Source organism: Sporosarcina sp. USHLN248 (assembly GCF_037144575.1).
GTDB classification, from domain to species: domain Bacteria; phylum Bacillota; class Bacilli; order Bacillales_A; family Planococcaceae; genus Sporosarcina; species Sporosarcina contaminans.
This window is the reverse complement of sequence record NZ_JBBCZC010000002.1, coordinates 110,801-135,185: the sequence shown is the minus strand read 5'-3', so window position 1 is coordinate 135,185 and position 24,385 is coordinate 110,801. Positions and strand designations below refer to the sequence as shown.

Annotated in this window: 24 protein-coding genes and 1 riboswitch; of the genes, 9 read left to right on the top strand and 15 right to left on the bottom strand. The window is 39.8% G+C overall.

Going from position 1 to position 24,385, the window contains the following annotated elements; genetic code table 11:
- The first annotated feature begins 217 nt into the window (after positions 1–217).
- The gene (locus tag WFH04_RS01625; protein ID WP_336822302.1) at positions 218–2,125 is read left to right on the top strand and encodes a heavy metal translocating P-type ATPase; all 1,908 of its coding nucleotides are present in this window, start codon (positions 218–220) and stop codon (positions 2,123–2,125) included.
- A 143-nt stretch (positions 2,126–2,268) separates the two neighbouring features.
- On the opposite strand, the gene WFH04_RS01620 is transcribed toward WFH04_RS01625, so the two are convergent.
- Positions 2,269–3,168 carry a YihY/virulence factor BrkB family protein gene (locus WFH04_RS01620; RefSeq protein ID WP_408020154.1) on the bottom strand — a complete coding sequence of 300 codons (900 nt, stop codon included), beginning with the start codon at positions 3,166–3,168 and terminating at the stop codon, positions 2,269–2,271.
- 107 nt (positions 3,169–3,275) lie between these two features.
- The gene (locus tag WFH04_RS01615; RefSeq protein ID WP_336822300.1) at positions 3,276–3,653 is read right to left on the bottom strand and encodes a YtxH domain-containing protein; all 378 of its coding nucleotides are present in this window, start codon (positions 3,651–3,653) and stop codon (positions 3,276–3,278) included.
- Between the two features lie 242 nt (positions 3,654–3,895).
- On the opposite strand from WFH04_RS01615, the gene WFH04_RS01610 reads away from it, so the two are divergent.
- Positions 3,896–5,284, top strand: coding sequence for an alanine/glycine:cation symporter family protein (locus WFH04_RS01610; RefSeq protein WP_336822327.1), 1,389 nt, complete (start codon positions 3,896–3,898; stop codon positions 5,282–5,284).
- 41 nt (positions 5,285–5,325) lie between these two features.
- Complete coding sequence (locus tag WFH04_RS01605) at positions 5,326–5,547, top strand: DUF1128 domain-containing protein (RefSeq protein ID WP_336822299.1); 222 nt, start codon at positions 5,326–5,328, stop codon at positions 5,545–5,547.
- A 265-nt stretch (positions 5,548–5,812) separates the two neighbouring features.
- Here WFH04_RS01605 and motB read toward each other — a convergent pair whose 3' ends face one another.
- Both motB and motA read right to left on the bottom strand, forming a co-directional pair.
- Positions 5,813–6,571 carry a flagellar motor protein MotB gene (gene motB / locus WFH04_RS01600; protein ID WP_336822298.1) on the bottom strand — a complete coding sequence of 253 codons (759 nt, stop codon included), beginning with the start codon at positions 6,569–6,571 and terminating at the stop codon, positions 5,813–5,815.
- A complete protein-coding gene (motA, locus tag WFH04_RS01595) occupies positions 6,549–7,367 on the bottom strand; it encodes a flagellar motor stator protein MotA (RefSeq protein WP_336822297.1) in 819 nt (272 codons plus the stop codon). The genes motB and motA overlap by 23 nt, the downstream gene beginning before the upstream one ends.
- Positions 7,368–7,547: 180 nt before the next feature.
- Between motA and WFH04_RS01590 the strand changes: the two genes are divergently transcribed.
- From WFH04_RS01590 to WFH04_RS01580, 3 genes are all read left to right on the top strand, one after another.
- A complete protein-coding gene (locus WFH04_RS01590) occupies positions 7,548–8,780 on the top strand; it encodes an aminopeptidase (RefSeq protein ID WP_336822296.1) in 1,233 nt (410 codons plus the stop codon).
- A 155-nt stretch (positions 8,781–8,935) separates the two neighbouring features.
- Positions 8,936–9,073, top strand: coding sequence for a hypothetical protein (locus WFH04_RS01585; RefSeq protein WP_336822295.1), 138 nt, complete (start codon positions 8,936–8,938; stop codon positions 9,071–9,073).
- A gap of 72 nt (positions 9,074–9,145) precedes the next feature.
- Complete coding sequence (locus tag WFH04_RS01580) at positions 9,146–9,709, top strand: beta-class carbonic anhydrase (RefSeq protein ID WP_336822294.1); 564 nt, start codon at positions 9,146–9,148, stop codon at positions 9,707–9,709.
- Between the two features lie 276 nt (positions 9,710–9,985).
- Here WFH04_RS01580 and WFH04_RS01575 read toward each other — a convergent pair whose 3' ends face one another.
- The gene (locus WFH04_RS01575) at positions 9,986–10,531 is read right to left on the bottom strand and encodes a GNAT family N-acetyltransferase (RefSeq protein WP_336822293.1); all 546 of its coding nucleotides are present in this window, start codon (positions 10,529–10,531) and stop codon (positions 9,986–9,988) included.
- A 7-nt stretch (positions 10,532–10,538) separates the two neighbouring features.
- On the bottom strand, positions 10,539–12,341 hold the full coding sequence (locus WFH04_RS01570; RefSeq protein WP_336822292.1) for a M3 family oligoendopeptidase: 1,803 nt from the start codon (positions 12,339–12,341) through the stop codon (positions 10,539–10,541).
- A gap of 161 nt (positions 12,342–12,502) precedes the next feature.
- Between WFH04_RS01570 and WFH04_RS01565 the strand changes: the two genes are divergently transcribed.
- Positions 12,503–13,234, top strand: a complete 732-nt coding sequence (locus WFH04_RS01565) for a tryptophan-rich sensory protein (RefSeq protein ID WP_336822291.1) — start codon at positions 12,503–12,505, stop codon at positions 13,232–13,234.
- A gap of 105 nt (positions 13,235–13,339) precedes the next feature.
- Here WFH04_RS01565 and thiT read toward each other — a convergent pair whose 3' ends face one another.
- Positions 13,340–13,897, bottom strand: a complete 558-nt coding sequence (thiT, locus tag WFH04_RS01560; protein WP_336822290.1) for an energy-coupled thiamine transporter ThiT — start codon at positions 13,895–13,897, stop codon at positions 13,340–13,342.
- 83 nt (positions 13,898–13,980) lie between these two features.
- Positions 13,981–14,081: riboswitch (TPP riboswitch) on the bottom strand.
- A gap of 185 nt (positions 14,082–14,266) precedes the next feature.
- Here thiT and WFH04_RS01555 point away from each other — a divergent pair.
- Together WFH04_RS01555 and map are read left to right on the top strand one after the other, a co-directional pair.
- Positions 14,267–14,608 carry a magnetosome magnetite crystal formation protein family gene (locus WFH04_RS01555; protein ID WP_336822289.1) on the top strand — a complete coding sequence of 114 codons (342 nt, stop codon included), beginning with the start codon at positions 14,267–14,269 and terminating at the stop codon, positions 14,606–14,608.
- A 191-nt stretch (positions 14,609–14,799) separates the two neighbouring features.
- Positions 14,800–15,549, top strand: coding sequence for a type I methionyl aminopeptidase (gene map, locus WFH04_RS01550; protein WP_336822326.1), 750 nt, complete (start codon positions 14,800–14,802; stop codon positions 15,547–15,549).
- Between the two features lie 319 nt (positions 15,550–15,868).
- On the opposite strand, the gene WFH04_RS01545 is transcribed toward map, so the two are convergent.
- The 8 genes from WFH04_RS01545 to WFH04_RS01510 form a co-directional block, all read right to left on the bottom strand.
- Entirely contained in the window at positions 15,869–17,041 is a 1,173-nt protein-coding gene (locus WFH04_RS01545; protein ID WP_336822325.1) for a DEAD/DEAH box helicase, read from the bottom strand.
- Positions 17,042–17,098: 57 nt separating this feature from the next.
- The gene (locus WFH04_RS01540) at positions 17,099–18,559 is read right to left on the bottom strand and encodes an amidase family protein (protein ID WP_336822288.1); all 1,461 of its coding nucleotides are present in this window, start codon (positions 18,557–18,559) and stop codon (positions 17,099–17,101) included.
- 29 nt (positions 18,560–18,588) lie between these two features.
- Positions 18,589–18,759, bottom strand: a complete 171-nt coding sequence (locus WFH04_RS01535; RefSeq protein ID WP_336822287.1) for a Fur-regulated basic protein FbpA — start codon at positions 18,757–18,759, stop codon at positions 18,589–18,591.
- Between the two features lie 268 nt (positions 18,760–19,027).
- A complete protein-coding gene (locus tag WFH04_RS01530; RefSeq protein ID WP_336822286.1) occupies positions 19,028–20,242 on the bottom strand; it encodes a carboxylate--amine ligase in 1,215 nt (404 codons plus the stop codon).
- Positions 20,243–20,320: 78 nt separating this feature from the next.
- On the bottom strand, positions 20,321–21,013 hold the full coding sequence (locus tag WFH04_RS01525) for an RluA family pseudouridine synthase (protein WP_336822285.1): 693 nt from the start codon (positions 21,011–21,013) through the stop codon (positions 20,321–20,323).
- 356 nt (positions 21,014–21,369) lie between these two features.
- The gene (locus tag WFH04_RS01520; RefSeq protein WP_336822284.1) at positions 21,370–22,215 is read right to left on the bottom strand and encodes a glycerophosphodiester phosphodiesterase; all 846 of its coding nucleotides are present in this window, start codon (positions 22,213–22,215) and stop codon (positions 21,370–21,372) included.
- Positions 22,216–22,488: 273 nt separating this feature from the next.
- Entirely contained in the window at positions 22,489–23,358 is an 870-nt protein-coding gene (locus WFH04_RS01515; protein ID WP_336822283.1) for an STAS domain-containing protein, read from the bottom strand.
- 98 nt (positions 23,359–23,456) lie between these two features.
- Positions 23,457–24,290 (bottom strand): 3D domain-containing protein, encoded by an 834-nt coding sequence (locus WFH04_RS01510; RefSeq protein WP_336822282.1) that lies wholly within the window; start codon positions 24,288–24,290, stop codon positions 23,457–23,459.
- Positions 24,291–24,385 lie beyond the last annotated feature (95 nt).

Here is a 24,385-nt window from a genome sequence, read left to right as displayed (position 1 = left end):
TACCCTTGGATAACAATTATCCAAGGTTTTTTCTATTTTAAGTGTTTTTTAGTAACACCTTTTCATTTTGGATGCTATAATACAAACAATAATAATTATTACTTAGTAATTAATATTGTAAAGGAGAACAAAATGTGTCTTATCAACATAATTTAATTCGATGAGGAATTGTAATCTTATTGATTTTGAGATTCATTATCATTTAGGAGGGATATAAATGACAACTTTTTCGAAAGAATTCTCACCATCTAAAAAGTTTTCTCTTCAAGAGCATTATGAATTGATCGCTGCCCTTTTGTCAGGAATACTGATCGCAGTTGCCTGGTGGTTAGGAAGAGATGGAATTGAAGCAATATCCATTTTTCTATATATCACTGCTTTCCTAATCGGTGGATTCGCTAAAGCGAAAGAAGGAATCGAAGAAACGATAAAAGATAGAAGATTGAACGTTGAAATGCTTATGATTTTCGCTGCAATTGGCTCCGCCATTATTGGCTACTGGGCGGAAGGAGCTATTCTTATTTTTATATTCGCAATTAGCGGTGCTTTAGAAACGTATACGCTCAATAAAAGCCATAAAGAAATATCTGCACTTATGGAACTACAGCCTGAAGAAGCATTTGTCATCCAAGCTGACGGTTCCACAATTCGAGTTGCCACTTCTTCATTAAAGGTCGGAGCCGAGCTTTTAGTAAAACCCGGCGAAAGGATTCCCGCTGATGGCGTAATTATACATGGCTCTACTTCCGTAGACATGTCAGCCATTAATGGAGAGTCAATTCCTGCTGAAAAACATATTAACGATGAGTTGTATGCTGGTACAGTCAACTTGACCGGCGCCATTCGTATGAAAATGACAAAGCCTATTTCAGAAACGCTGTTCCAAAAAATTATCGCTCTCGTTCAAACTGCACAAAGTGAAAAGTCCCCTTCCCAACAATTTATTGAAAAATTTGAAGGAACTTACGTGAAAGTTGTAATTTTTACAGTACTTGCTATGATGTTTCTCCCTCACTTCCTTTTGGGCTGGGATTGGACTACTACTTTTTATCGTGCAATCGTGTTATTAGTCGTCGCCTCTCCATGTGCTCTCGTTGCATCTATTATGCCGGCAACTCTATCAGCCGTTTCAAATGGTGCGAAAAACGGCATTCTATTTAAAGGTGGCGTTCATCTCGAACATTTGGCTACATTAAAAGCTATCGCTTTTGACAAAACAGGTACTTTAACGACAGGTCAACCAGTCGTGACAGATTTTCTTGTTCGAGAAGGCGTGGATGAAAATGAAGCATTGGCTATGTGGACTGCAATTGAAAGCCAGTCCAACCATCCACTTGCGGTTTCAATTGTAGATTTTGCAAAAAGCAAAAATGTCATATCGTCAGAAATTCCTTTAATTGAAGATATACCTGGCCATGGAATTCGTGCAACAACAGAAAAAGGCGTCATCTATATAGGCAGCCCGAAATTCGTAGGCAAGGAATTGGTTGATCATTTTGCAGACGGCATTGCAGGAGAACTCGTATTGGATGGGAAAACAGTCGTATTCATGAAAGATGATAAAGGCATTCACTCATTAATTGCCTTGAAAGACAGCCTGCGACCGGAAGCGGCTCGCGCAATAATGGACTTGCGAAAATTAGGAATCCAATCCATCATGCTGACGGGCGATAATGAAAAAACTGCGAATGTCATTGCAGGGGAAGCAGGAATGGATCGGTATGTTGCGGAATGTCTCCCTGAAATGAAAGTGAATCAATTGAAGAAGTTAATGAACGAAAAAGATGCGGTTGGAATGGTCGGGGATGGCATAAATGACGCACCCGCTTTAGCAACGGCGACTTCGGGCATCGCAATGGGAAAAGGGACGGATGTAGCCCTTGAAACTGCTGACGTTGTGCTTATGCAAAATGATCTAACGAAAATTTCCTATGCTATCAAAGTATCAAGAAAAATGCAGAGAATCGTAAAACAAAACATGATCTTCTCAATATCAGTGATTGTACTTTTAATCATTTTAAACTTCCTACAAGCAGTTGATTTGCCATTCGGAGTAATTGGCCATGAAGGAAGCACAATACTCGTCATTTTAAACGGCTTAAGGATGTTAAATAAAATCGATTGAGATTGTATGGGAATTAGTAATGGTATCATCCTTGAAACGCCTCTTTCCGTTATAGGTGCAAACTTTCCGGGAAGCGGGCGATGAGCCAATCGAACCACGAAGAGCTCGAATGGCCGTACGTTTATCAACAAGCTGAGCAATGCCTATGAAACGGCATTGCTCTTTTCTTTCGCCAATTTAGCTTGTTTTCTTTCCGTCATTACTGCATTTAACTGTCCGCCCAACATTAGAATGATAGCGGAAAAATAAAGCCAAAGCATTAAAACAATAATTGCACCAATACTGCCATACGTTTTTGAATAGTTCCCAAAATTACCGACATAATACGAAAATGCCAATGAAGTCAATATCCACCCTACAGTGGCGAATAAAGCCCCTCCGAGAACACTCCTCAATTGGATTTTCAAGTTGGGCACTACCCAATAAATTGCTGAAAATACAACAAATATGAGTATTGGGGGCAACAGCCATCGTAAACTGCCCCAAAGTTTCAAAAAGCCTTCTTCCAAACCAAAATATGAAAAAGCAAGACTACCAATCTGTTGACCGAAGACAGGTAGTAGTAAAGCAACTATCAAAACAGCGATAAGTGCGACAGTGAAGACAATCGACATCCCTCGGGCAACGAGAAACGATCTTGTTTCATCGACAAAATACGACCTGTTCAACGCTTTTGTTAAGGCATTCATCCCTTTAGAAGCAGACCATATTGTTGCCAGTATTCCAATAGACAACAATCCCCCATTGCGATTTTCCAATATTTCACCTAATGTATCATGAATTAAGTTATATACACTTTCAGGAGCGTAATCACGTATGAAGAGAAAGATTTGCGATTGGTCTAAATGCAAATAAGGTAAAAGGGTTATTATAAAGATTAATAGCGGGAAAAGAGACATTAGAAAAAAGAAGGCCAATTGGGATCCTAATCCCGTTATATCGACTTTCTTTATTCTAACTAATAGCTCTTTCCAAAACCCATTAGCTGTCGTAACATCAAACTTTTCCAAATCACCTTCTTTGACATCCTCAAAGAAATTCATTAACCTGCTATCCTTCAAAAAGCCATCTTTGCCTTCATTTTTTCGTTGTTTCATTTTTGGAGTCAATTGCTTATCCTTATTCACATTTGACTCACTCCTTTCGGAAATTACAACTTTTTTGCCGATGGCGAATTGTCACTTTCAGAGACAATATCCTTGATCTCTTCCTTAGAATCGACAAAAGCTTCTTTCGTGTTGACGACAATATCCTTTACTTGTGGAGTTAACGTTTTCAATTCATCCACTTGACTTTTAATATAGGTAGCGTCTCCAGCTACTTGTTCATATAAGGACATATACTTATCTTTCGTTTCCATAATTTTTTGTTTTAAGTCATCGGGATTTTTTGAATAATGACTGATTTGCGCTGCAAGATCATTCGACTTTTTCACGACATGTTGCCGTGTACTTCTATCCAACATACTTAAAAGCCCGCCAGCAATCGCCCCCAAAATAATAAATCTTCCAAATTTGCTATTTCCCACTCTAAACCCTCCAATATCATCTAATTTGCATACCATATTATACCCTTAACAGTGAAAAACAAACAATCATGACGAAAATGAAAAAAGTACTTGACTAAACTGTTTAAGTTTCGGAATATTAACAATAACACTATTTATCTTTTAAAATCAGTAGCTATATAGTGTTGTGGAAGGAGTGTTGTTTGCAAAGGGATGAAAAGAAGTCTTATTCGACAAATTAATTAGGGGGGAAAAGTATGGATATGGATGCAATTGCAAAGTTTTTGGACAAGGTAAGCGGTTTTGTTTGGGGAGTACCGCTATTAGTCCTGCTTGTAGGGACCGGGATTTTTCTTACTTTTCGTTTGTCATTTATACAAGTCCGTTTATTGCCCTATTCTTTAAAGCAGATTTTTACAAGAAAGCATGATAAAAAAGCCGATGGTGACATCTCCCAATTCCAGGCGCTGATGACTGCTATGGCTGCTACTGTTGGAGTAGGTAATATTGTCGGAGTTGCGACTGCTGTATTTATGGGCGGACCGGGAGCAATCTTCTGGATGTGGCTAGCCGGATTTTTTGGAATGGCAACAAAATACGGGGAAGCCATTCTTGCTGTTAAGTATCGGGTCAAAGATTCCAAAGGTAAAATGGCTGGGGGGCCGATGTATTATTTGGAGCATGGCTTGAAACAGAAATGGCTCGGTGTGTTATTTGCTGTTTTCGGCGCATTAGCTGCTTTTGGTATCGGTAACGGTACTCAATCCAAAGCTGTCGCTGACGTTATGAATAACACGTTCAACGTGCCGCACTACATTACGGGAATTGCACTTGTCGTTTTCGGTGCACTCGTTATCTTAGGGGGCATAAAATCAATTGGCCGGGTTACCGCATTTTTCGTTCCGATCATGGCACTTTTTTATTTCATTGCAGGAGCGATTGTCGTTATTATGAACTTAAATTTAGTTCCTGAAGCATTCGCTCTCATCTTCAAAGATGCCTTTACTGGACAAGCTGCTGCCGGAGGAGCAATCGGTGCCGTCATCCGATTTGGGGTCGCACGTGGATTGTTCTCGAATGAAGCCGGGTTAGGATCTGCACCGATTGCCGCAGCTGCAGCTAAAACGGATTATCCTGGACGGCAAGCGTTAATTTCCATGACGCAAGTATTATTCGACACGTTAATCATTTGCTCCATTACAGGAGTTACGATTGTCATGTCTGGTAAATGGCAAGACAAATCAATTGACGCAGGTGCACTGACTGCAGAAGCATTCGGATCATTCCTTGGTTCAGCAGGTCCACTTATCGTAGCAATCGGATTAATTTTCTTCGCTACATCAACGATCTTAGGATGGAGCTATTACGGGGAAAAATGTTTCCAATATTTATTCCCAAAACACGGTTTTGTCTTAGCTTATCGAATCATCTTCGTAGCATTTATTTTTGTTGGAGCAGTTGCTTCCCTCGATGTTGTCTGGGCACTTGCTGACGTACTGAACGGCTTAATGGCGATTCCAAACTTGATTGGACTGTTAGGGCTGTCCGGTATAATTATAATGGAAACAAAGCGTTTCCAAGCGAAAGTCCAAGAAGAAAAAGAAGCGGAACGATTGGGCAAGCAAACTTCAGTTGACACATCCGCCAAATAATGAAATGATAGTTTCTATGTTAACGAAAGGCGGACGAATCAATGGATTTAACTCAACCATCCACAGAAAACGTGGCGTATATGATTGATAAAATTAAAGACAAGCTTCGCATGGTCAATGTCGATGCAATGAAGGCAGAAAGCTTCAATACTTCTCATTATGAGGATTTGGTTTACATTTATGAGATGGTCATGAAAAGAGAAACGATCAGTCCTAATGAAATGCAAGCGATTGCAGCGGAATTGGGTTCATTGCGCAATTGATCCTATGCAGGAAAAGGTGCCTCACCAATCGATCTTCTTTGATCGGTTTAAGGTTTAGGCGCCTTTTCTTTAATTCGGATAGATAAAACAAAATAAAAAGGCTAATTAAAGGATTTTTCCTTTAATTAGCCTCAGACTGTAGACATAGCATCTTTTCACTTTGTCTACAGTCTTTTTAAGGTTTTTAGTCATGAATTAGATGATTGCTCAGCTTGGCTTGGCTTGTAAACGCAGTATGCGAGCGTTTGTCAACAAGCTGGCTTTTTTATTCTACCATTGTTCCATCTTTCATAACTAACGGTTGTATTAACACTTCGACACGACGGTTTTTACTTCTGCCTTCCGAAGTATCATTCGATGCAATCGGCTCCGTATCTCCATAGCCTTTTACGCTGAACAACTTAGGGTCTAGCCCGTTGCTGCTAATAATAATCTTTAAGAAATTTAAAGCACGTTTCGCACTAAGTTCCCAGTTATCCTCAAACTCCGCATTATGGATCGGGACGTTATCCGTATGTCCGGTAATTACTATTTGCCGTGGCTTCTCGAATATTAGAAGATTTGCAATATCCTTTGCCATGTTTTCATATTGCGGACTGATTGTCGCCTTCCCTGTTTCAAAAAGGATGCTATCACGAATCGTTACAAGCAATCCTTCGTCTGTCAATTGTGTCTCGAATTGATTTTCCAACTCATGGACCGCAATATAGTCATCCAATTTTTCTTGGATGCCTTCTAATGACTTCTGATCCTCAAGATAGGATGAGTTTTCATTTTCTTCCCCTGACGAATCTTTCGGTACAGGAACAGAAGTCGGCGCAGCGTCATCCATTACCCCTTTTCCCCCGTCAAAGATTTGGTTGAAAACAGAGGAAATTTGACTAAATTTCGCCTCATCCAATGAACTTGATGCGAATAAAACGATAAATAATGCTAATAGTAACGTGAGCAAATCAGAATACGGCAATAGCCATGATTCGTCAATATGCCCGTCATCTTTTTTACGCTTGCGTTTCCTCGACAACCTGTCCCGCCTCCTTGCCTCCGCCAGCATTTGCGAGCTTACGACGTTCTTCCATTGACAAGTAAGAAGATAATTTCTGTTCTATCACTCGTGGCGCTTCACCTTCTAAGACGGATAAAATGCCTTCGATCATCATCATCTTTTGACGTGATTCTTCTTTTGACTTCCTTTTCAGCTTATTTGCGAACGGATGCCATAACACGTACCCTGTAAAAATTCCTAATAACGTTGCGACGAATGCGGCAGAAATTGCATGCCCCAATGCCTCAATATCATTCATATCTCCAAGTGCTGCTATTAAACCAACAACCGCACCCAATACCCCTAAAGTCGGAGCATATGTCCCTGCTTGTGAAAAGATTAGGGCTCCTGATGAGTGCCGATCTTCCATAGCATCGACTTCTTCAGTTAGTACATCACGGATGTAATCGGCGTTTTGTCCATCTATCGCCAAACCTAATCCATTTTTCAAAAATGGATCATCAATTTCATCCGCCTTTGCTTCCAGCGATAACAATCCTTCTCGTCTCGCGATATCTGCCCAACCTGAAAACATACGAATCAAGTCTGCATCAGATGTCAATTTTTGTTCACGGAAAATGATTCCGAACAATTTCGGCACGCGTTTCAGTTCTTTCATTGGAAACGCAATGACAACAGCTGCTACCGTTCCAACGATAATGATGAGGATTGCAGCGATATTCCAAAGAGCATCCGGCGATACGCCTTTCATGACCATACCGACAAACAATGCGACAACGCCAAGGATAAGCCCAAAAACCGTTGATAAATCCATTTGACTACCTCCATGTCAGTCTACTTCTTTTTATTTCGACAGAAATAGGCATTTCTTTAGAGTTATATTGTAAATAAAATAAGAATTCGATGTGACAGAAATTTATATTTCATTTTTTCTAATTGCCTGAGGAATGCGATTGAAGTAGTATGAATACATACGTTGAAAGGAGTAGATCGTATGTCTACATTCGAAAAGAAGTTGGAAAATTATGCGGAATTGGTCGTTAAAGTAGGGGCCAATATTCAGCCGAATCAAATTTTATGTATTAGTGCATCCATTGAAACTGCTGATTTTATTAGGATGGTTGTTAAAAAAGCATATGAAGCAGGTGCACGCAATGTTTTAGTTGACTGGGCAGACGACCAAATTTCAAGAACTCGATACGAAATGGCACCAGCTGATTCTTTTTCGGAATTCCCCGAGTGGAAGGTTATGGAAAAAGAAAAACTATCAGAAGCAGGGGCGGCTTTCGTAAGTGTCGCTTCACAAAGCCCCGACTTACTAAAAGGGATAGAAACTTCACGTATTGCTGATTTCCAAAAGGCTGCAGGCAAAGCTTTAAGCAAGTATCGCCAAATGATGCAAGCTGACCAATTCAGCTGGTGTGTCATCGCTGCCCCATCAAAGGCTTGGGCAGCAAAGGTTTTTTCTGATCTGCCGGAAGAAGAACAAGTACCTGCACTTTGGGAAGCAATCTTCAAAGCAGTACGTGCTGATCAAGAGGATCCTGTAAGTGCTTGGAAGGACCTCGATCGAACATTAAATGATAAAGCGGATTACTTGAATAAAAAAGCATACAAAAAACTTCATTACACTGCTCCAGGAACTGATTTAACGATTGAACTGCCTGAAGGGCATATTTGGGTAGGCGGCGGCAGCGTAAATATTGCAGGCAATGCTTTCATGGCAAATATGCCGACTGAGGAAGTATTTACAGTTCCACATAAAACGGGTGTCAACGGATATGTTTCCAATACAAAACCGCTAAGCTACGGCGGCAATATTATTGATGATTTTAAAGTTACGTTTAAAGATGGGAAAATTACAGCGGTGGAAGCCGGACAGGGCGAGGAAGTCCTTAACCAGCTTATCAACACCGACGAAGGTGCTAAGTATTTAGGTGAAGTCGCTTTAGTGCCTCACGCATCTCCGATCTCTGAATCAGGAATATTATTTTACAATACATTGTTCGATGAAAATGCTTCTAACCATTTAGCGATCGGCAGTGCATACTCTTTCTGCATAGAGGGCGGCAAAACAATGTCGACAGAAGAGCTTGAAAAACATGGATTGAATCAAAGCATTACGCATGTTGACTTCATGATTGGATCCGCTGAAATGGACATCGATGGCATTACAGCAGATGGCCAAGTAGAACCGGTCTTCCGTCAAGGCAACTGGGCATTCTAATTATTGACACAATCAATTCAAATGAGGTCTTTAAAAAAGTTTGTTATATAGTATAATGGTTATAGCAAAATCATTCATATGAAATAGAAACGGGCAAACCTTTTTCCAAATTTCATACGAAATATAGAATATATATGTAGAGAGGGGTCTTGATGATGGGCTTGATGTTTACAACAGTAATCGGATATGCAATTGTCCTTTTAATTGCAGCATTGTTCACAATGCATTACCTTGGTAAGGCTCTGAATTCTTCTGATGCAGAAACGATAGATCCAAAGCCAGAAACTAAATAAAAAAGAGTTGCCAGTTGGCAACTCTTTTATTTTTCGGTAAAATTAGCACATAAATCATTTGGGGGCATGTTTATGACTATCTTAACCGATATTATGACATTCAATGAAGAGTTCGTTAAAGAAAAGAAATATGAACAATACGCTACGACAAAATTTCCAAATAAAAAAATTGTCATTCTGACTTGTATGGATACTCGTTTAACAGAGCTTCTTCCTAAAGCAATGAACTTGAAAAATGGAGATGCGAAAATAATCAAAAGTGCGGGTGCAATTGTAACTCATCCTTTCGGTGGCATTATGCGAAGCATTCTCGTTGCAATATACGAATTGCAAGCTGACGAGGTATATGTCATTGGCCACCATGATTGTGGCATGAGTTCAGTCGATACGGAAAAAATCATTAATAAAATGGTCGATCGCGGAATCGATAAGAACCTATTTACAACTTTAAAGTATTCTGGAATTGATATGAAAGACTGGCTACATGGTTTTAATGATGTAACAGAAAGTGTCAAATCAAGTGTGGACAGTATTAAAAATCATCCATTAATGGACGCTAAAGTGCCAGTTCACGGCCTCGTCGTACAACCAGATACTGGAAAATTAGACGTTATCGTTAACGGTTATGATCAATAAAGACGTTCCACATTTCCCGGGAAATACATAAAAGACTGTAGACAAAGTAAATTTTACTATGTCTACAGTCTTTTTATAGTTAATAGTCATGAAATAGGTGTTTGCCTATCTTGGCTTGAAATCGCTTGCCACATAGAACATTTCCGAAAAGGGCGCGTAAATACGGCAATATTAATTCATAGTATGCAAGCGTTTTTCAACAAGCTGAGCCGATTCCTATTAAAGGAATCGGCTCTTTATTTTCGACATTAATCTCCGCCATGCGGCCTTGCCCTTTCAAAAATCGTCTTCCACTATGGCATACATGTAATGATCTTCCCAAACACCGTTAATATACAACAATTTTCGCAGCAAGCCTTCTTGAGTAAAGCCTGCGTTCTCCAATACTTTTACGGAACCGGTATTTTTAGGAGAAACAAATGCTTCGACACGGTGAAGGGACATCGTTTCGAAAGCAAATTTTGTTACAATCTTCACCGCTTCAGTCGCAATCCCTTTTCCCGTCTCCCTTTCATCTACCGAGTATCCGATAAAACCGCTCGAAAAGGGCAATCTTTTAATGCTATACAATGAAATATGCCCAACTAATCTGCTTGTTTCCGAATCAAATATACCGAAGTTATACTCCCTGCGGTCCCTCATCTGATAGATGGATTCCCTGATTTTATCCCGCTGGACAGAAACGGTATAATAACTCGGTTCATGACGAGGCTCGAATACTGTCCAAAACTCTTTATTGGCGATTAACATCTCCGTGAAAATCGAAGCGTCCTCTTCTGTCAATATTCGTAAATAGATCGTTTCTCCTTCAAGCAGAATCAATACTTGTTCACCCTTCTTTGGAAGCTATTTTCAAAAACTCTTCTACGTCCTTCACACAAAGAGCTACACCTTTCTCCCAAAAATCGACTTTTGTTATATCTTCTCCTAAATGCTTCATAGCCAGGTCTTCGACAGACATAACTGCAGTATCGCGCAATAAAGATAGATACTTCTGTTCGAAGTTTTCTCCTTCGGCCAATGCTTTCGCATAAATGCTCAGCGAGAACAAATATCCAAATGTATACGGGAAGTTATAGAACGGTGTGTTCGTAATATAGAAATGCAGCTTAGATGCCCAGAAATGAGGATGGACTGTATTAAGCGCACCCCCATAAGCTTCTCTTTGCGCTTCCTCCATTAATTCATTCAAACGTGCTGCAGGAACAACTCCATGTTTTCGTTCCTCATAAAACCTTGTTTCAAATAGGAAACGCGCATGGATATTCATGAAAAATGCGACGCTGCGCTGAACTTTATCTTCTAAAAGCGCAACTTTCTCCTCATTCGTCTCCGCTGCTTTCACCGCAGCATCCGCTACAATCATTTCGGCAAATGTGGATGCAGTTTCTGCGACGCCCATAGCATATTGCCGATTCATATAATGTACAGGGCGCAGCGCGTATGAATGAAATGCATGGCCTAATTCATGGGCTAAAGTTGCAACGTTCGACATAGAACCACTATATGTCATGAAGATTCTGGATTGCTCCGATTTTGGCATACCCGTACAAAAACCGCCTGGACGTTTGTTCGGACGATCCTCGGCTTCAATCCAACTTTCATTGAAAGCTTTGCGTGAGAAAGCTTCTAACTCCGGACCGAATTTGCCGAATTGTTCTAAAATGAATTCAGCGCCTTCCTCATATTCCATCGTCTTCGTAGAAGCAGTCACGGGTGCATCCAAATCATACCAGTCAATCTTTTCCTTGCCTATCATCTTGGCTTTTGCACTTAAATAAGATACAAATGGTTCTTTGTTGGCACTAATTGCACTCCACATCGCATCCAACGTTTCTTGGCTCATGCGATTTCTCATTAGAGGCTCTTGAAGGACGGAATCCCAGCCTCTCTTATCATAAACGGCTAGCCTGAATCCTGCCAAGTGATTTAAAGCAGAAGCGAAAAAGTCTTCTTTCGATTTCCATGCCTCTGTAAGTTTTTCGAATGCTTCTTTCCGGATTTCTTCATTTTTATTTGATGAAAGATTATTTGCCTGTCCTACTGATAATGACTTCTCTTCCCCGTTAACAGTCATTTGAATTTCAATATCTCCGACAAGCTGATCATATAATTGTCCCCATCCTTGATAACCATCAACACTTAAAGCGGTAATCAAGCTTTCTTCTTCTTCGGAAAGCTTCATTTGCACTTCTTCTCGCCATTCATTCAAAATGAATGTAAACTGTGAAAGTTCATCCGTTTCAAGTAACGATTGCCAAACCTCTGCATCGGTTTTTGCAAGTGTTTGCTTGAATCTTAGTTGAATGTTTGCAAACTTCGCAGATAAAGCTCCCATTTCCCCTTGCAGGATCAATGCCTTTTTATCTTTTGTATTTGCAGCTAAAAAACAGCCGATAACTGCTCCTGCTTCTCGTAAATTAATGGCAGTGCCTTTTATCGCTTCTATTAGCTCAAAAACCTTTTTTCCGTCATCCGCGGAAACAGGTGTATGGAACTTCGCAACTTTCTCTTCAACGATATTGATCTCCTCTTTTGAAGCATCCAAATGTGCCCGAAGTTCTTGTGATTCACTACCCCCTGCAAAAAAAACATCTAAATCCCATACTTGTGAATAACCCACTTTCGTCATAACAAATCCCCCTACTCTTTTTTAAAATTTTCGTTAACTACGAATATTATTATAACACGAATCTTCGGTGTTCGAAATAATGGTTTTTGTGACGTAAATTTCATACTTTCTTTCGCACCAAGAGCATTTCATAGGTATACTGTTCAAAGGGAGGATTTATTATGTCAAGAATTATCATGATGACTCTTTCACTTTTAGTGCTAATCATTTTACATGTCATCGCGACTTTTTTCTCTTTGAACGGTCAAACAACTAGTGAAATCGCAAATAGGCTGCCATTACTTTTTATTCCAGCAAATTATGTCTTTTTATTATGGATAGTAATATACGCAATGTTATTTGTTTGGATTCCTTCGTTTGCAAAAGAACAAAAATTTATAAATTTACGGATGTACGGCTTCTTCACTGCTATTGCACTATCGATCGTATGGATTTTCTGTTGGCACTATGGCTACCTGTCTTTAAGCATCGCCGCTAAAATCCTGTTACTATGCATTTTGTTTTCAGTGTATTTTAGCTATCATAAGACGGATAACCATATATCAGGCAGGATGCCATATAGTTTGCTAATTGGATGGAATTTTCTTACTCTCATTTCAACAGTAAGCTATTACTTACTGCTGCATGATTGGTCTGGTTTCGGTTTAAGTGCTCCATTATGGACTGTCATCTATTTAACGATTTCTACAGCATTTGCCCTTCATTTTATGTTTCATTACCACGATTTTATGATGAACTTCGTGTTCATTTGGACATTTATCGGCATTGCATTTAAAAACGGAACTGATGAACTTTTTGTAACAGCTGCAGCATTATTTTTAACAGCGGTTCTCATAGCATTTATGATCTTCAGAGAAAATCATTCAAAAAAACGGGCTGTCCTTTCAAAATGAAAGAACAGTCCGTTTTATTTCTATTCTGTTTTCTACTTATCGGGACGAAGGTTTATTTCATCAAATAAGGGATTGAACTCTATAAATTTTCCGAAGTATAGTTGTTTACGTACGTTCAATTAATCTTGGAGCAGTCGTGAATAAAAGCACCGCTACAATCGCACAGAGCAATATGGACGGAACCATATACGAAGCGTTGTAAACAAGCGAATATAACCAAACAGGCTGGTCTCCTGCATATTCTGCGAAGAAAATCATGCCTCCTATGAAATGAATCAAAAAGCGTAACGATCCGCCTACAACGGTGCCAACAACAATTGCCATCCCCATTGTTTTCTTATCATTCGATTTTTTACCGTTTAATAACCAACCGATTGTAATGGCTGCTACACCAACCAATGTGTAGGCAGCAAAATAATCAAGAGCCGCCTGGTAAACATTTAGCACAAAAGCTCCTGAGACAAGCTGCAGCAGTCCGGAAAGGAAGCCCGTTAACATCCCTCCGCCAATTCCCCAACGGTAGGCCATGACGATAATCGGAAGCATTGATAACGTGATCGATCCTCCTTGCGGCAACTTGAACAATACTAACAAGTCCAAAACAAAAGATAATGCACCTAAAATAGCAACCTCTAACAAAAATTGAAGACGTTTACGATCCAACTAGTTCTCCTCCTTCTTTGGAATAGGAGGGATATAAGGAAACAAAAAACGACACCCCGGATAGAACCGAGACATCGTAGTATGCCAGTTTCCATCCACATCCCTACGCAAGCATGAACTTACAGGTTCGAAGGGTCAGGACGCATTGTCCACTCTCAGCCAAAAGGCTCCCCTTGTGGTCTTGTAATTCAATTATCGATACTATTGTATATGGAATAATTATTAGAAGCAATAGGTGGCAAGTTTTTTAATTGAAAATACGTATCATATTGTTTTATTGGACAAACATCCTATGAAAATTATTCGTTTTGGATAGTCTATAGGATGGGAATTGATAAATAAGTGGACTGTGAACGAGGAGGTTCTTATATGCCAAATAGTAAAATATTGTCTGCTCTCTGTTATTTCAGTGTTTTTTTCTCTCCCTTGCTTTTACCGGTCATCGTCTACTTTGTTACGGATGATTATGAAGTAAAAACGCATGCGAAGCGATCTCTTATTTCCCACCTATGTCCCGTTATCGTTATGGTGGCAGGCTTCTTGCTCTTTTCGTTTTCGATTGTCTCTTTCGAAAATAGACTGATGGGCATGATGACAGGTGATATTAATTTTTGGAGTTTTACGCCTTTCCTATTTATGCTCATTTATGGAGTGCTATTTTTAGCGATCGTCATTTGGAATGTCTATCAAGGCGTTAAAGTATTGAAGTGATAAATAGGAGTCTAAAACGAGCAATGCATACACATCATACATCGGAAAAAAATATGATATAGTATAGAAAGCTGAACAAAACGCAGGTTATAGTAGGTCATCCTCGATCATCGGAAGGCTTGACGCAAAACGGCTTTCTGCCTTAAAGGAAGACCGATGCGTGATTGAAAAAAAGAAGGGACCAGTACAAAATGATTGTAAAGAATAATGAAGAGATTGAAGCGTTAAAAAAAATCGGCAAAATTGTAGCTGAAATTCGTGAAGCGTTAAAAGAGGCTGCAGTTCCTGGCATTACGACAAAAGAGTTAGATGAATTAGGCGGGCGACTATTCAAAGAACACGGTGCAGTCTCGGCCCCAATCGATCAATACGATTTTCCCGGCTATACGTGCATTAGCGTGAACCATGAAGTCGCACACGGCATTCCAGGTTCCAAAACGTTAAAAGACGGAGACCTCGTCAACATAGATGTTTCAGGGTCATTTGGAGGTTACTTTGCAGATACAGGCGTATCATTTGTAGTCGGAACACCCGATGAAAGGAAACAAAAGCTGTGCGATGTGGCACAAAGCGCTTTCGACCGGGCAATGACAAAAGTGAAAGCTGGATCAAGCTTAAACCAAATTGGCAAAGCTGTTGAACGTGAAGCAAAAGACAATGGATTAAAAGTAATTAAAAACTTGACTGGCCACGGGATTGGAACTTCGTTACATGAAGAGCCCCAGCATGTCCTCAATTATTACGATGCTTGGGATAAAACATTAATGAAAGAAGGAATGGTTTTAGCAGTGGAGCCGTTCATTTCAGAGAAAGCTGAGCACATTATCGAATTGGGAGACGGCTGGACATTCGTCACGCCTGACAAATCACTCGTTGCACAAGTTGAACATACTATCATCGTTACAAAAGACGAACCGATCATTTTAACTCAGTTGGATTAAGCAAAGGAGGAGCCATTTACGGCTCCTCCTCAGACTGTAGACAAAGTAAAAAGATACTTTGTCTACAGTCCTTTTAAGGTTTGTAGTCATGAGATAGGTGTTTGCCCAGCTTGGCTTGAAAACGCTTGTCAGACAAGGAGCGAAGTCGAGCGAAGACCCGAATAGAACTTAGGTTCATGAGGGGACGAGCGAAGGAAAGGCAACCTAAGTCCGCTGCATCCTGCAGCAACGGTTGCATGACCAGCGTCCTGCTGGCCTCAACGCAGGATGCGAGCGTTTGTCAACAAGCTGAGGAGGAGCCATTTACGGCTCCTCCTTTTTATTTCCGCCCTTTTTTACTTTTCGATTTCGGGCTATTCGGTTTGCTATCTTTTGTTTTCGCGTTTCCTTCCATCAACTTACCCTTATAGTAAATCTTCTGGACAGGCTTAAGCCCTTTCGTTAATTTTCGATATGTTTTTTCATCAGGATACGTTAACAATGTCAGCACTTCTCCATCTTGACCTGCACGTCCCGTTCTTCCAGAACGATGCAAGTACTGCTCGATTGTATGAGGAATATCGACATGGATAACATGTGTCAAACCTTCAATGTCAAGCCCTCGTGCTGCTAAGTCCGTTGCAATTAAAATATGAATTTTGCCCTTTCTGAAATCCTCAAGTGTTTGCTGACGCTCGAACTTTGACATATTTGAGTAGAGCACCGCAATTGGCGCTTCGTTATATTGCAATTTTAGTTCTTTCATGCGCAGCTGATCGACGTTATTCATGAATGCAAGTGCCCTAATGGATGGCAGATGAGAAAGCCCCCGCAATAGATCTGTCTTATTTCTAATTTCTGTCTTAATGAATGAATGAGTCACATTTCCGACTAACGGCATATCATCAAGAGATACTTTCAAGCGTACCGGCTCGTCCATCATACGCTTCGCTACAAGCTCAATTTCATCTGTAATAGTAGCGGACACAACAACGACCTGACGCTCGGGATTAGCCGAATCGATCAAATCTTTGACGATGACTCGATAATCTCTCGATAAGAGCTGATCTCCTTCATCTAATACAATATGTTTAATTTCATGCATTTTAAGTCGTTTTGCCTTAACTAATTCGACAATTCTACCAGGCGTTCCAACGACAATCGTCGGTTTCTTTTTCAATTTCTCGATTTGTCTTTGCATATTCGCACCGCCAATTAATTGCGTTACTGTAATATCGGTTCCGTTGATCCATTCACGGATGACGTTTACAATTTGCATCGACAGTTCTTGCGAAGGGGACATGATCAATGCCTGTGTTTGCTGTTTGCTGCCCTGTACCATTTGTAGGATCGGCAGCACATACGCCAAAGTTTTACCCGTCCCTGTCGGTGATTCAGCTACTACATCTTTTCCTTCTAATAATAGTGGTATCATTTGTGATTGAATCGGCATTTCACGTTCAAATTTCCACTTGCTCTTAAACACTTCGTCCATTTGCTCTAAAAAGGACATTCTCATCCCCGCTTTCACTTTTCCTTCCTTTAATAATGAACTGTATTGCTTTTCATTTCAACTGTTTCTCATAGAAGGGCTTTTTCTACCTCGTGTAAATTGCTCAAAAGCGTAAGCATAGCCGATCAGTTTCGGTTCATCATATGCCTTTCCACAAAAAGTGATGCCGAACGGTTCTCCCTCTTTTGTAAAAGAAGCTGGCACTGCAACCGCTGGATAACCGACCGCTGAGCTGAAGCTGCACCCATGATCTTTCGGAAATACAATGGCCTGTATTCCATACGTATCAAAAGCCCGATCTAGCGCTAACTCACCTGCTAATCTACGATTTCGAAGCAATGCCTCTATATAAGATGGATCTGTCAATGTTCCGCTCGTTCTTTCCGACCGCTCCAACATCGCTTGTCCATACTTTAACGTCTCTTCAGCATGGTCATTATTAAATTGTATAATATCTTTTAAGGTTCGAATTGGATTGGAAGCGGCAGTCCTTTCTAAGTAGCCGTTCAATGCCGATTTGAATTCGTGTAATAAAACATCATAGCCTAAGTCGTCTTCCATAGTACCTAAATCAATATGATCGACAATCTCTCCACCTAATGCTTCGATTTTTTTCAATGCATCATCGAAAAGCTGCATTTCTTCGGAGGATACTTCCCTTTCAAAAATTTTCCGGGCAACACCGATCTTGACGCCTTTCAATGCATGAACATCCAATGTGGATTGCCAGTCAATCCCCTTAAACTTGTTAGCGCCATAAGAAACCGGGTCTTTTTCATCGAAACCGATCATTTGTTCAAAAGCGAACAATGCATCCTCCACTGTACGCGCCATCGGTCCCGGCGTATCCTGTGTGAATGAGAGCGGGATTATACCTGTGCGGCTTATTGCGCCAACAGTCGGTTTTATTCCGACGATTGAATTTTGGGTAGATGGGTTGATAATGGAACCACTCGTTTCCGTCCCAATCGATACGGCCGTTAAATTGTCTGCAACTGCTACAGCTGCCCCTGAGCTTGAACCACCGACGTCAAATGGTCCATAAGGGTTCATAACTTGACCACCCCTTGAGCTCCATCCGTTCCTCATGCGATCCGACATGAAATTTGCCCACTCTGTCATATTCGTTTTTCCTAAAATAACTGCTCCTGCTGCTCTTAGCTTCTTCACTAAAAATGCATCATCAGCAGCATAATAATGAGATAAAGCCAATGAACCACAGCTCGTATGCATGGAATCTCCTGTGTCCATATTGTCTTTCAACAGCACAGGGATGCCATGCATCGGCGATCTTACAAGCCCTTGCCGTCTTTCCATATCAAGCATTTTCGCAATTTGTACTGCCTGCGGATTCACTTCAAGAATCGCGAAATGACTAGCGTTCTTCACGGCGATGTTCTGTAAATAAGCAACGGTGAGCTCTTCTGAAGTAAGCTCTCCTGCATTCATTCTCTCCATCATTTCCCGAACTGTCATTTCATCAAGCCAATCAGTTACTAATCCATTCAATTCTCCCATAATCCAATCCCCGCCATTCCTTAAGCTTTCTACATCGTTTTTCTATGATCATTTTGCAGCATCATATAATTTTTCGTTAATTCATACAAGGATAATTCATATAATTGTTTTTCATTTATTTTAAATACACCTGCATCTACCAAGTTTTCAATCATTCGGTTTCTTTTATTAGTCAATCGTTCGTCTTCAAATTTTCTCATGATGTCTTTCCTCCTGACCACCTCTTCTATTCCTTTTTTTTCTGGAGTGTAAACTAAGTAAATAGCTATATGTATGCCATAATATGAAAAACAGACCTTCAATGAAAACGGTATAGATGCTTCCAACAACACAAGCGTATAACAACAGTCAACTAAAACACATACCTTGCCTACAAGAGGATAACAGCTTTGGAATTGTGCATAACCAGCCTTATTTCATCGAAAAAAACGACCTAAGAGCCTACTGAGCTTCAAAGGTCGCGATCCATTACCATTGATGATTTTTATATTTCCTGTAATAATTGACTTGCCTTAAAAACAAATAAAGCTTACGCTTCAAGCTCTTGTCTTTTTTATAAAAGAGCGGATTCGCGTATTTCCTATCTTTCAATAAACCTTTTATCTCTTCATTTACATCACGATTTGCAACAAATTTCTTCAACACGATTTTCGGCACGACTGTGAATAAAAACTTCTCTTTTAACAACGTCAATGGCTTCTCTTTTCCATAAATCAAATCATCAACGAGATTCTTCGCCATATTATGGCCGCATGAAGTAATGTAATAACTTGAACGACCTTGTCTAATATTCACTTCAAACACTTTGAATTTGCCGTCACGATGATCGTATTTCAAATCGAAATTCGCATAACCAACATAATTCAACTTTTCTAAGAAACCTTTCAGCTTTAACATCATTTCTTCATTGTAACGCGTAATAACAGCAGTATAATTTCCGATTGCCGTAACCGTATGTTCTTGAAGGACGACTTGTCCAAATGTGATTAGTTCTGTGTTTCCCTTGCTATTAATGTAAAAGACGGAGTCCCACATATACGTATCATCGCCCGGAATAAAGTCCTGTATGATCAAATCATCCGTATAACCGCTTCGTTTAATCGTTTCGATGACTTGCTGAATTTCTTCGTACGTATCGACTTTATACACTTTCTGCATCCCTTCAAATGGATGCTTGTAATATTGCACGCCGTTGCTTGGCTTAATAATGACAGGAAATTTCATTTCTTCTTCAAACGGTTCTTCACTTAAGCAAGAGTAGAAATGTGTTGTCGGCGCATCGATTCCATGCTCTTCACAAAGTCTATAAAAGTTCTTTTTCACAAGAAGATCATTCATCAACGGCTCGTCAATATAATTAAATACGTAATGATCTTGTAGAGCATCACGATTTTCAATAATTGATCGTACATACAAATCATTCGTTCCAACTAAAAGCAGCTTTTTTCCAGCCTCTTTATATTTTTCTGCGACTTCATTTAAAAATTTAGCAAACACTTCTTTTTCGCCCAGTCTCGGATGCAGCTCAATCGCTGCAGGAATTGTGCTCAAACTCGTGAAGGAAAGAGGCTCTTTCCCGACAAGTATAGGATGGATGCCATATGCTTCGTGGAAAGATATTGCCATATTATATGCATTAATGTCAGTTCCAATAATAATCGGTATAAAAGGATCGTTTGTCATGTTTTCCTCCAACTTACATTTTCTCTTATTTAGTGTAGGTTTCCTCGTTTTTATTGTCAATCGACAATAGTTCCCCTTCTATACAGATAAATAGGACTCACGTTTCTTCCATATCGTCCAAGGATATTCTTCGGGAGGATAAGAAACGAATGTCAGTTGCTCTTTCGTAGTAGGATGAGGAAATTCCAAGGTATGCGCCCATAATGCAATTTGCTCTCCCGGTCGATTCACATGCTTGCCGTACTTTTGATCGCCAAAAAGCGGTGCTCCTGACTCGGATAATTGCACTCGAATCTGGTGGGATCTCCCGGTATGCAATCGAACAGATAATAAGCTAAGCTGTTTTTCACGGATGATTGTTTTATAATCAAGCACCGCTTTCTTAGCTCCCGGATGCTTCTCTGAAACAGCATGGACAATATTCTTTTTCGAGTCTTTCCATAAATAATGCATCAGTCTACCTTCATCCCGTAATATGCCTCGCACAACGGCGACATACGTTCTTTTCATCTCTCGCTTCCTTAAAACATCTGACAGTCTTGAAGCAGCCTTCGACGTTTTCGCGAATACTAACACTCCCCCTACCGGCCTATCAAGCCGATGGACAAGTCCCAAGTAAACATTGCCAGGCTTCTGATACCGTTCTTTCAAATCCTGCTTCAAAATTGTCAGCAGATCTAAATCCCCGCTATCGTCTTCTTGCACTGGTATATTTACAGGCTTCTCCACTACTAATAAGTGATTGTCCTCATATAAAATATGTATATCCATCTATCATTACTCCTTAGTTTTGTGATCATCTGCTAGCTGCCTTCACTTCATTTTCCAGTCATGTAAAATTTGCGGCAGCTCGACACGTATAAGCAAGTTCAATTGATCCATTCCGTCCATCATACTATAGATCGCATTGTAAATGGGGAGAAATGATGACACATCATGTTTGCCATCCCCCCTTTAAAAGATGACGCGAAACAAACAGCAGAGGGTTCGATTTTCCATTACTTTAAATTAGCTTCCTTCCATCAAGGCAAATAGAGGGAATATCTATTTTATTCCTTTACAACCTAAAAAGACTGTAGACAAAGTGTCTACAGCCGAAAGTCACCCAATAATAGGGGAATCTAAAACTATTCTTGCGCTAAATAGATTAGCTCTTCATATGGCCAATTGGAAAAATCGGTTATAATGCCATCCACATTGTATTTATGGGCTTTTGCAATTATGTTTTTATCTTTTTTCGACCAAACAAATACTTTTGCACCGCGATCATGAACTCTTTCTACCGTTTTTTTATTCAAAAACGATACATTAAAATTAATATAAGATGCAAACGATGCTAGATCATCTAACTTTGCAGCACTGAGCAACGAATCTTTTGGATGAATGAGCACTGCCACCTGCAAGTTGGGTAGCAAAACACTCATCTTCTTCATAGAATCAATATCAAATGACTGTACGATTATAGAGCTTAGATCATCATATTCTCCTAATAAGGATGCTATTTTCTCCTCAATACCGGGATAGAGCTTCGGATTTTTCAGTTCGATCAACAGACCGATTTGATCGTAAAATTCATCTATTAGTTCATTTAAGGTAAGGATTTGTTCACCTTTGAACTCTTTACTGAACGAAGCCCCGGCATCTAATTGCTTCAGTTCATCTAACGTAAACTCTTTAATGAAACCGCTTCCATTAGTCGTTCTATCGATCTTATCATCATGCATAATAATTAGTTCGCCATCTTTTGATACATGAACATCGCATTCTAAAAAGTCCGCATTCAATTCGACGCTTTTCTGGAAAGCAGCTCTTGTATTTTCCGGAGCGAAGTGCGACGCCCCTCGATGTGCCACACTTACCATATCCTTTGTATAGTGAACGCGAATCGTCTGTTCCTTATACCCAACAAGCAATAAAAAACATGCTGCAGCAATGGCAAGGATGCCAAACTTGCTCTTTCTTAGATGTCTCATTCCGCATAACCCCATATCTCTATAATCTTCTATCGTCAAATCTGAATTATCTTTCTATTATAATAACATAAATCCATAGTCTTGAATACCCTTTTCTTGAATATAGTTATAAAGAATTACAAGCAGTAAAAACGATTACCAACAAATTTTTAGTATACATACGTTATAGTTGCAAAAAGATCAATCATCGGCAGCTTCAAATAGGATCGAATAGGATCCCAAAATAAAACAGTTGGAGAAAGATGACTCGTTTTTCTCCAACTGTTTTATACGTTATACTTCTACGTTTTCAATCGAGGAATTGAATTGTGTTTTTAATGCTAATTGCAAAGAGCCGAAAGTTTGAACTCGAGAAAAATCCAAACCTAATTGGACAGAGGTTTGTGCAATTTCTGGTCTAATACCTGTAATCGTGGACTCAATTCCTAACAGGTCCAATATTTGCGTTAGCTGATAAATATAATTGGCTACCATCGTGTCCATGATTGAAACTCCGGACAAGTCAATATACAAATGTTCTACACCTAAATCCGTACACTTTTGTGGAACAACATCGATAACTGACTGAACACGTGTTGAATCGATATCACCGATTAGCGGAAGAACACCGATTGACTCATTCAATTGAATGACTGGAGCATACAGCTCCTCTATGAGACTTTGCTGAGCTTTTAACCGATTATTCATTATTTCATCGTACATTTTGGAAAATTGAACCTTTAACTCATCCAAAGCCGAGTGAATATGAATGCCCCATTTTATAATATCCGGGCGCTCGATTTCGTCATTGTGCAGTGCAACAAATCGCTCTACAAAGGACCAAATCGTTTTCCGTAATTCCATCAATGCTTGCAATACTTCAAAAACGGGCGTATTGCTGCTCACTCTACTTTCAGCAACGACAATCGCCCATTTTCGCTTATTCTCTTCAAATATACTTTTGTCATCCAATAGACTGCTTGCAATCGTTAAATTTGTTAATTGATTTTGCTGTCGAAGAATGTTCTCGACTTCTTCTCCCACTTTTGATGAGTAAATCGTACCTTCCATATTATCTCTGCGCGCAAGCCATTCATCAGTTATTTGGTCAATATTCTCTTGCAAAAAATTGAATAATTGTTCATCCATCGTATTCATTTGCATCCCCACTCTCCTGATTGCAAATACTGTATATCAATATTGTAACATAGAAAAGACAGGCATTTAGGAAATATTCCAGAAATGCCTGCCTCGTTACGTACTTAATTTAATACTTTAATCTTTACCTTTTTTACTCCCCACTCCATCGCACTATCATACGATGGAATGAAAACATCAATTTTATTTCCTTTAATTGCTCCTCCAGTATCTCCAGCAATTGCTTCTCCATATCCTTCAACCCAAACTTTCGTTCCTAAAGGAATTATCGAAGGGTCAACTGCAATCACTTTTTGATCTGGATTCGTCCGCAAATCGATGCCATATGCAGTTGTTCCCGAGCATCCTTTACAATAAGCTGTATATGCAGTAGCGGTTACCGTCATTTCTTTACCTTCCGAGCTCGGAGGAGTTTTGACAGTTTCCTTAAATGCAGGTGTTTTCAATTTTTGTCCTTGTTCTTGGCTCTTTTCCTTCGGGGGTGCAGAAACGACAGTTTCAGTATTTTTCACAATAGGAATCTCTTCTATATCTGATTCATCTCCACTCACGATGAGTACTTCTCCTGGGTGAATCAATTCTCCACTTAAAGAGTTCCAACTCATCAAAGCAGATAGTGAAATATTATGATTCAATGCAATCCGATATAAGTTGTCCCCATTTTGAACAGTATACGTCTCCGGTTCGTTATTAAGCGCTTGCAATGAATGATAAAATAGTAGAGGGAACGGATCCAAGCTGTTCATTGCCAAAACATCGCTTTTGACGCCTTGGTCATTCCCTCTAACATCGACTGGCGGATACAGTATTTTGGCAAGAGTTTCATCTATTTCCTCTTCCCCTTCCGTCAGCCCGACATCAACCTCCGCTGCGTTAGCTATCATACTATAGGAAAAAGTTATAAGCAAAGCCATCACCATGAATAGTAATCTTTTCAAGTTGAATTGCTCCTTTCTAAGCGATTTCCACAAAGTATTGCCCTGAAACTTTGAAAATAATACATGTTTTTGTAAAAACGGATTGAATTCCTGTC

Excerpts from the sequence above, each read along its gene's own strand:
- WFH04_RS01625 (WP_336822302.1), top strand. The coding sequence starts at position 218 with ATGACAACTTTTTCGAAAGAATTCTCACCATCTAAAAAGTTTTCTCTT.
- WFH04_RS01620 (WP_408020154.1), bottom strand. The coding sequence starts at position 3,168 with ATGAATTTCTTTGAGGATGTCAAAGAAGGTGATTTGGAAAAGTTTGAT.
- WFH04_RS01610 (WP_336822327.1), top strand. The coding sequence starts at position 3,896 with ATGGATGCAATTGCAAAGTTTTTGGACAAGGTAAGCGGTTTTGTTTGG.
- WFH04_RS01605 (WP_336822299.1), top strand. The coding sequence starts at position 5,326 with ATGGATTTAACTCAACCATCCACAGAAAACGTGGCGTATATGATTGAT.
- motA (WP_336822297.1), bottom strand. The coding sequence starts at position 7,367 with ATGGATTTATCAACGGTTTTTGGGCTTATCCTTGGCGTTGTCGCATTG.
- WFH04_RS01590 (WP_336822296.1), top strand. The coding sequence starts at position 7,548 with ATGTCTACATTCGAAAAGAAGTTGGAAAATTATGCGGAATTGGTCGTT.
- WFH04_RS01585 (WP_336822295.1), top strand. The coding sequence starts at position 8,936 with ATGGGCTTGATGTTTACAACAGTAATCGGATATGCAATTGTCCTTTTA.
- WFH04_RS01580 (WP_336822294.1), top strand. The coding sequence starts at position 9,146 with ATGACTATCTTAACCGATATTATGACATTCAATGAAGAGTTCGTTAAA.
- WFH04_RS01570 (WP_336822292.1), bottom strand. The coding sequence starts at position 12,341 with ATGACGAAAGTGGGTTATTCACAAGTATGGGATTTAGATGTTTTTTTT.
- WFH04_RS01565 (WP_336822291.1), top strand. The coding sequence starts at position 12,503 with ATGTCAAGAATTATCATGATGACTCTTTCACTTTTAGTGCTAATCATT.
- WFH04_RS01555 (WP_336822289.1), top strand. The coding sequence starts at position 14,267 with ATGCCAAATAGTAAAATATTGTCTGCTCTCTGTTATTTCAGTGTTTTT.
- map (WP_336822326.1), top strand. The coding sequence starts at position 14,800 with ATGATTGTAAAGAATAATGAAGAGATTGAAGCGTTAAAAAAAATCGGC.
- WFH04_RS01545 (WP_336822325.1), bottom strand. The coding sequence starts at position 17,041 with ATGTCCTTTTTAGAGCAAATGGACGAAGTGTTTAAGAGCAAGTGGAAA.
- WFH04_RS01540 (WP_336822288.1), bottom strand. The coding sequence starts at position 18,559 with ATGGGAGAATTGAATGGATTAGTAACTGATTGGCTTGATGAAATGACA.
- WFH04_RS01535 (WP_336822287.1), bottom strand. The coding sequence starts at position 18,759 with ATGAGAAAATTTGAAGACGAACGATTGACTAATAAAAGAAACCGAATG.
- WFH04_RS01530 (WP_336822286.1), bottom strand. The coding sequence starts at position 20,242 with ATGACAAACGATCCTTTTATACCGATTATTATTGGAACTGACATTAAT.
- WFH04_RS01525 (WP_336822285.1), bottom strand. The coding sequence starts at position 21,013 with ATGGATATACATATTTTATATGAGGACAATCACTTATTAGTAGTGGAG.
- WFH04_RS01520 (WP_336822284.1), bottom strand. The coding sequence starts at position 22,215 with ATGAGACATCTAAGAAAGAGCAAGTTTGGCATCCTTGCCATTGCTGCA.
- WFH04_RS01515 (WP_336822283.1), bottom strand. The coding sequence starts at position 23,358 with ATGCAAATGAATACGATGGATGAACAATTATTCAATTTTTTGCAAGAG.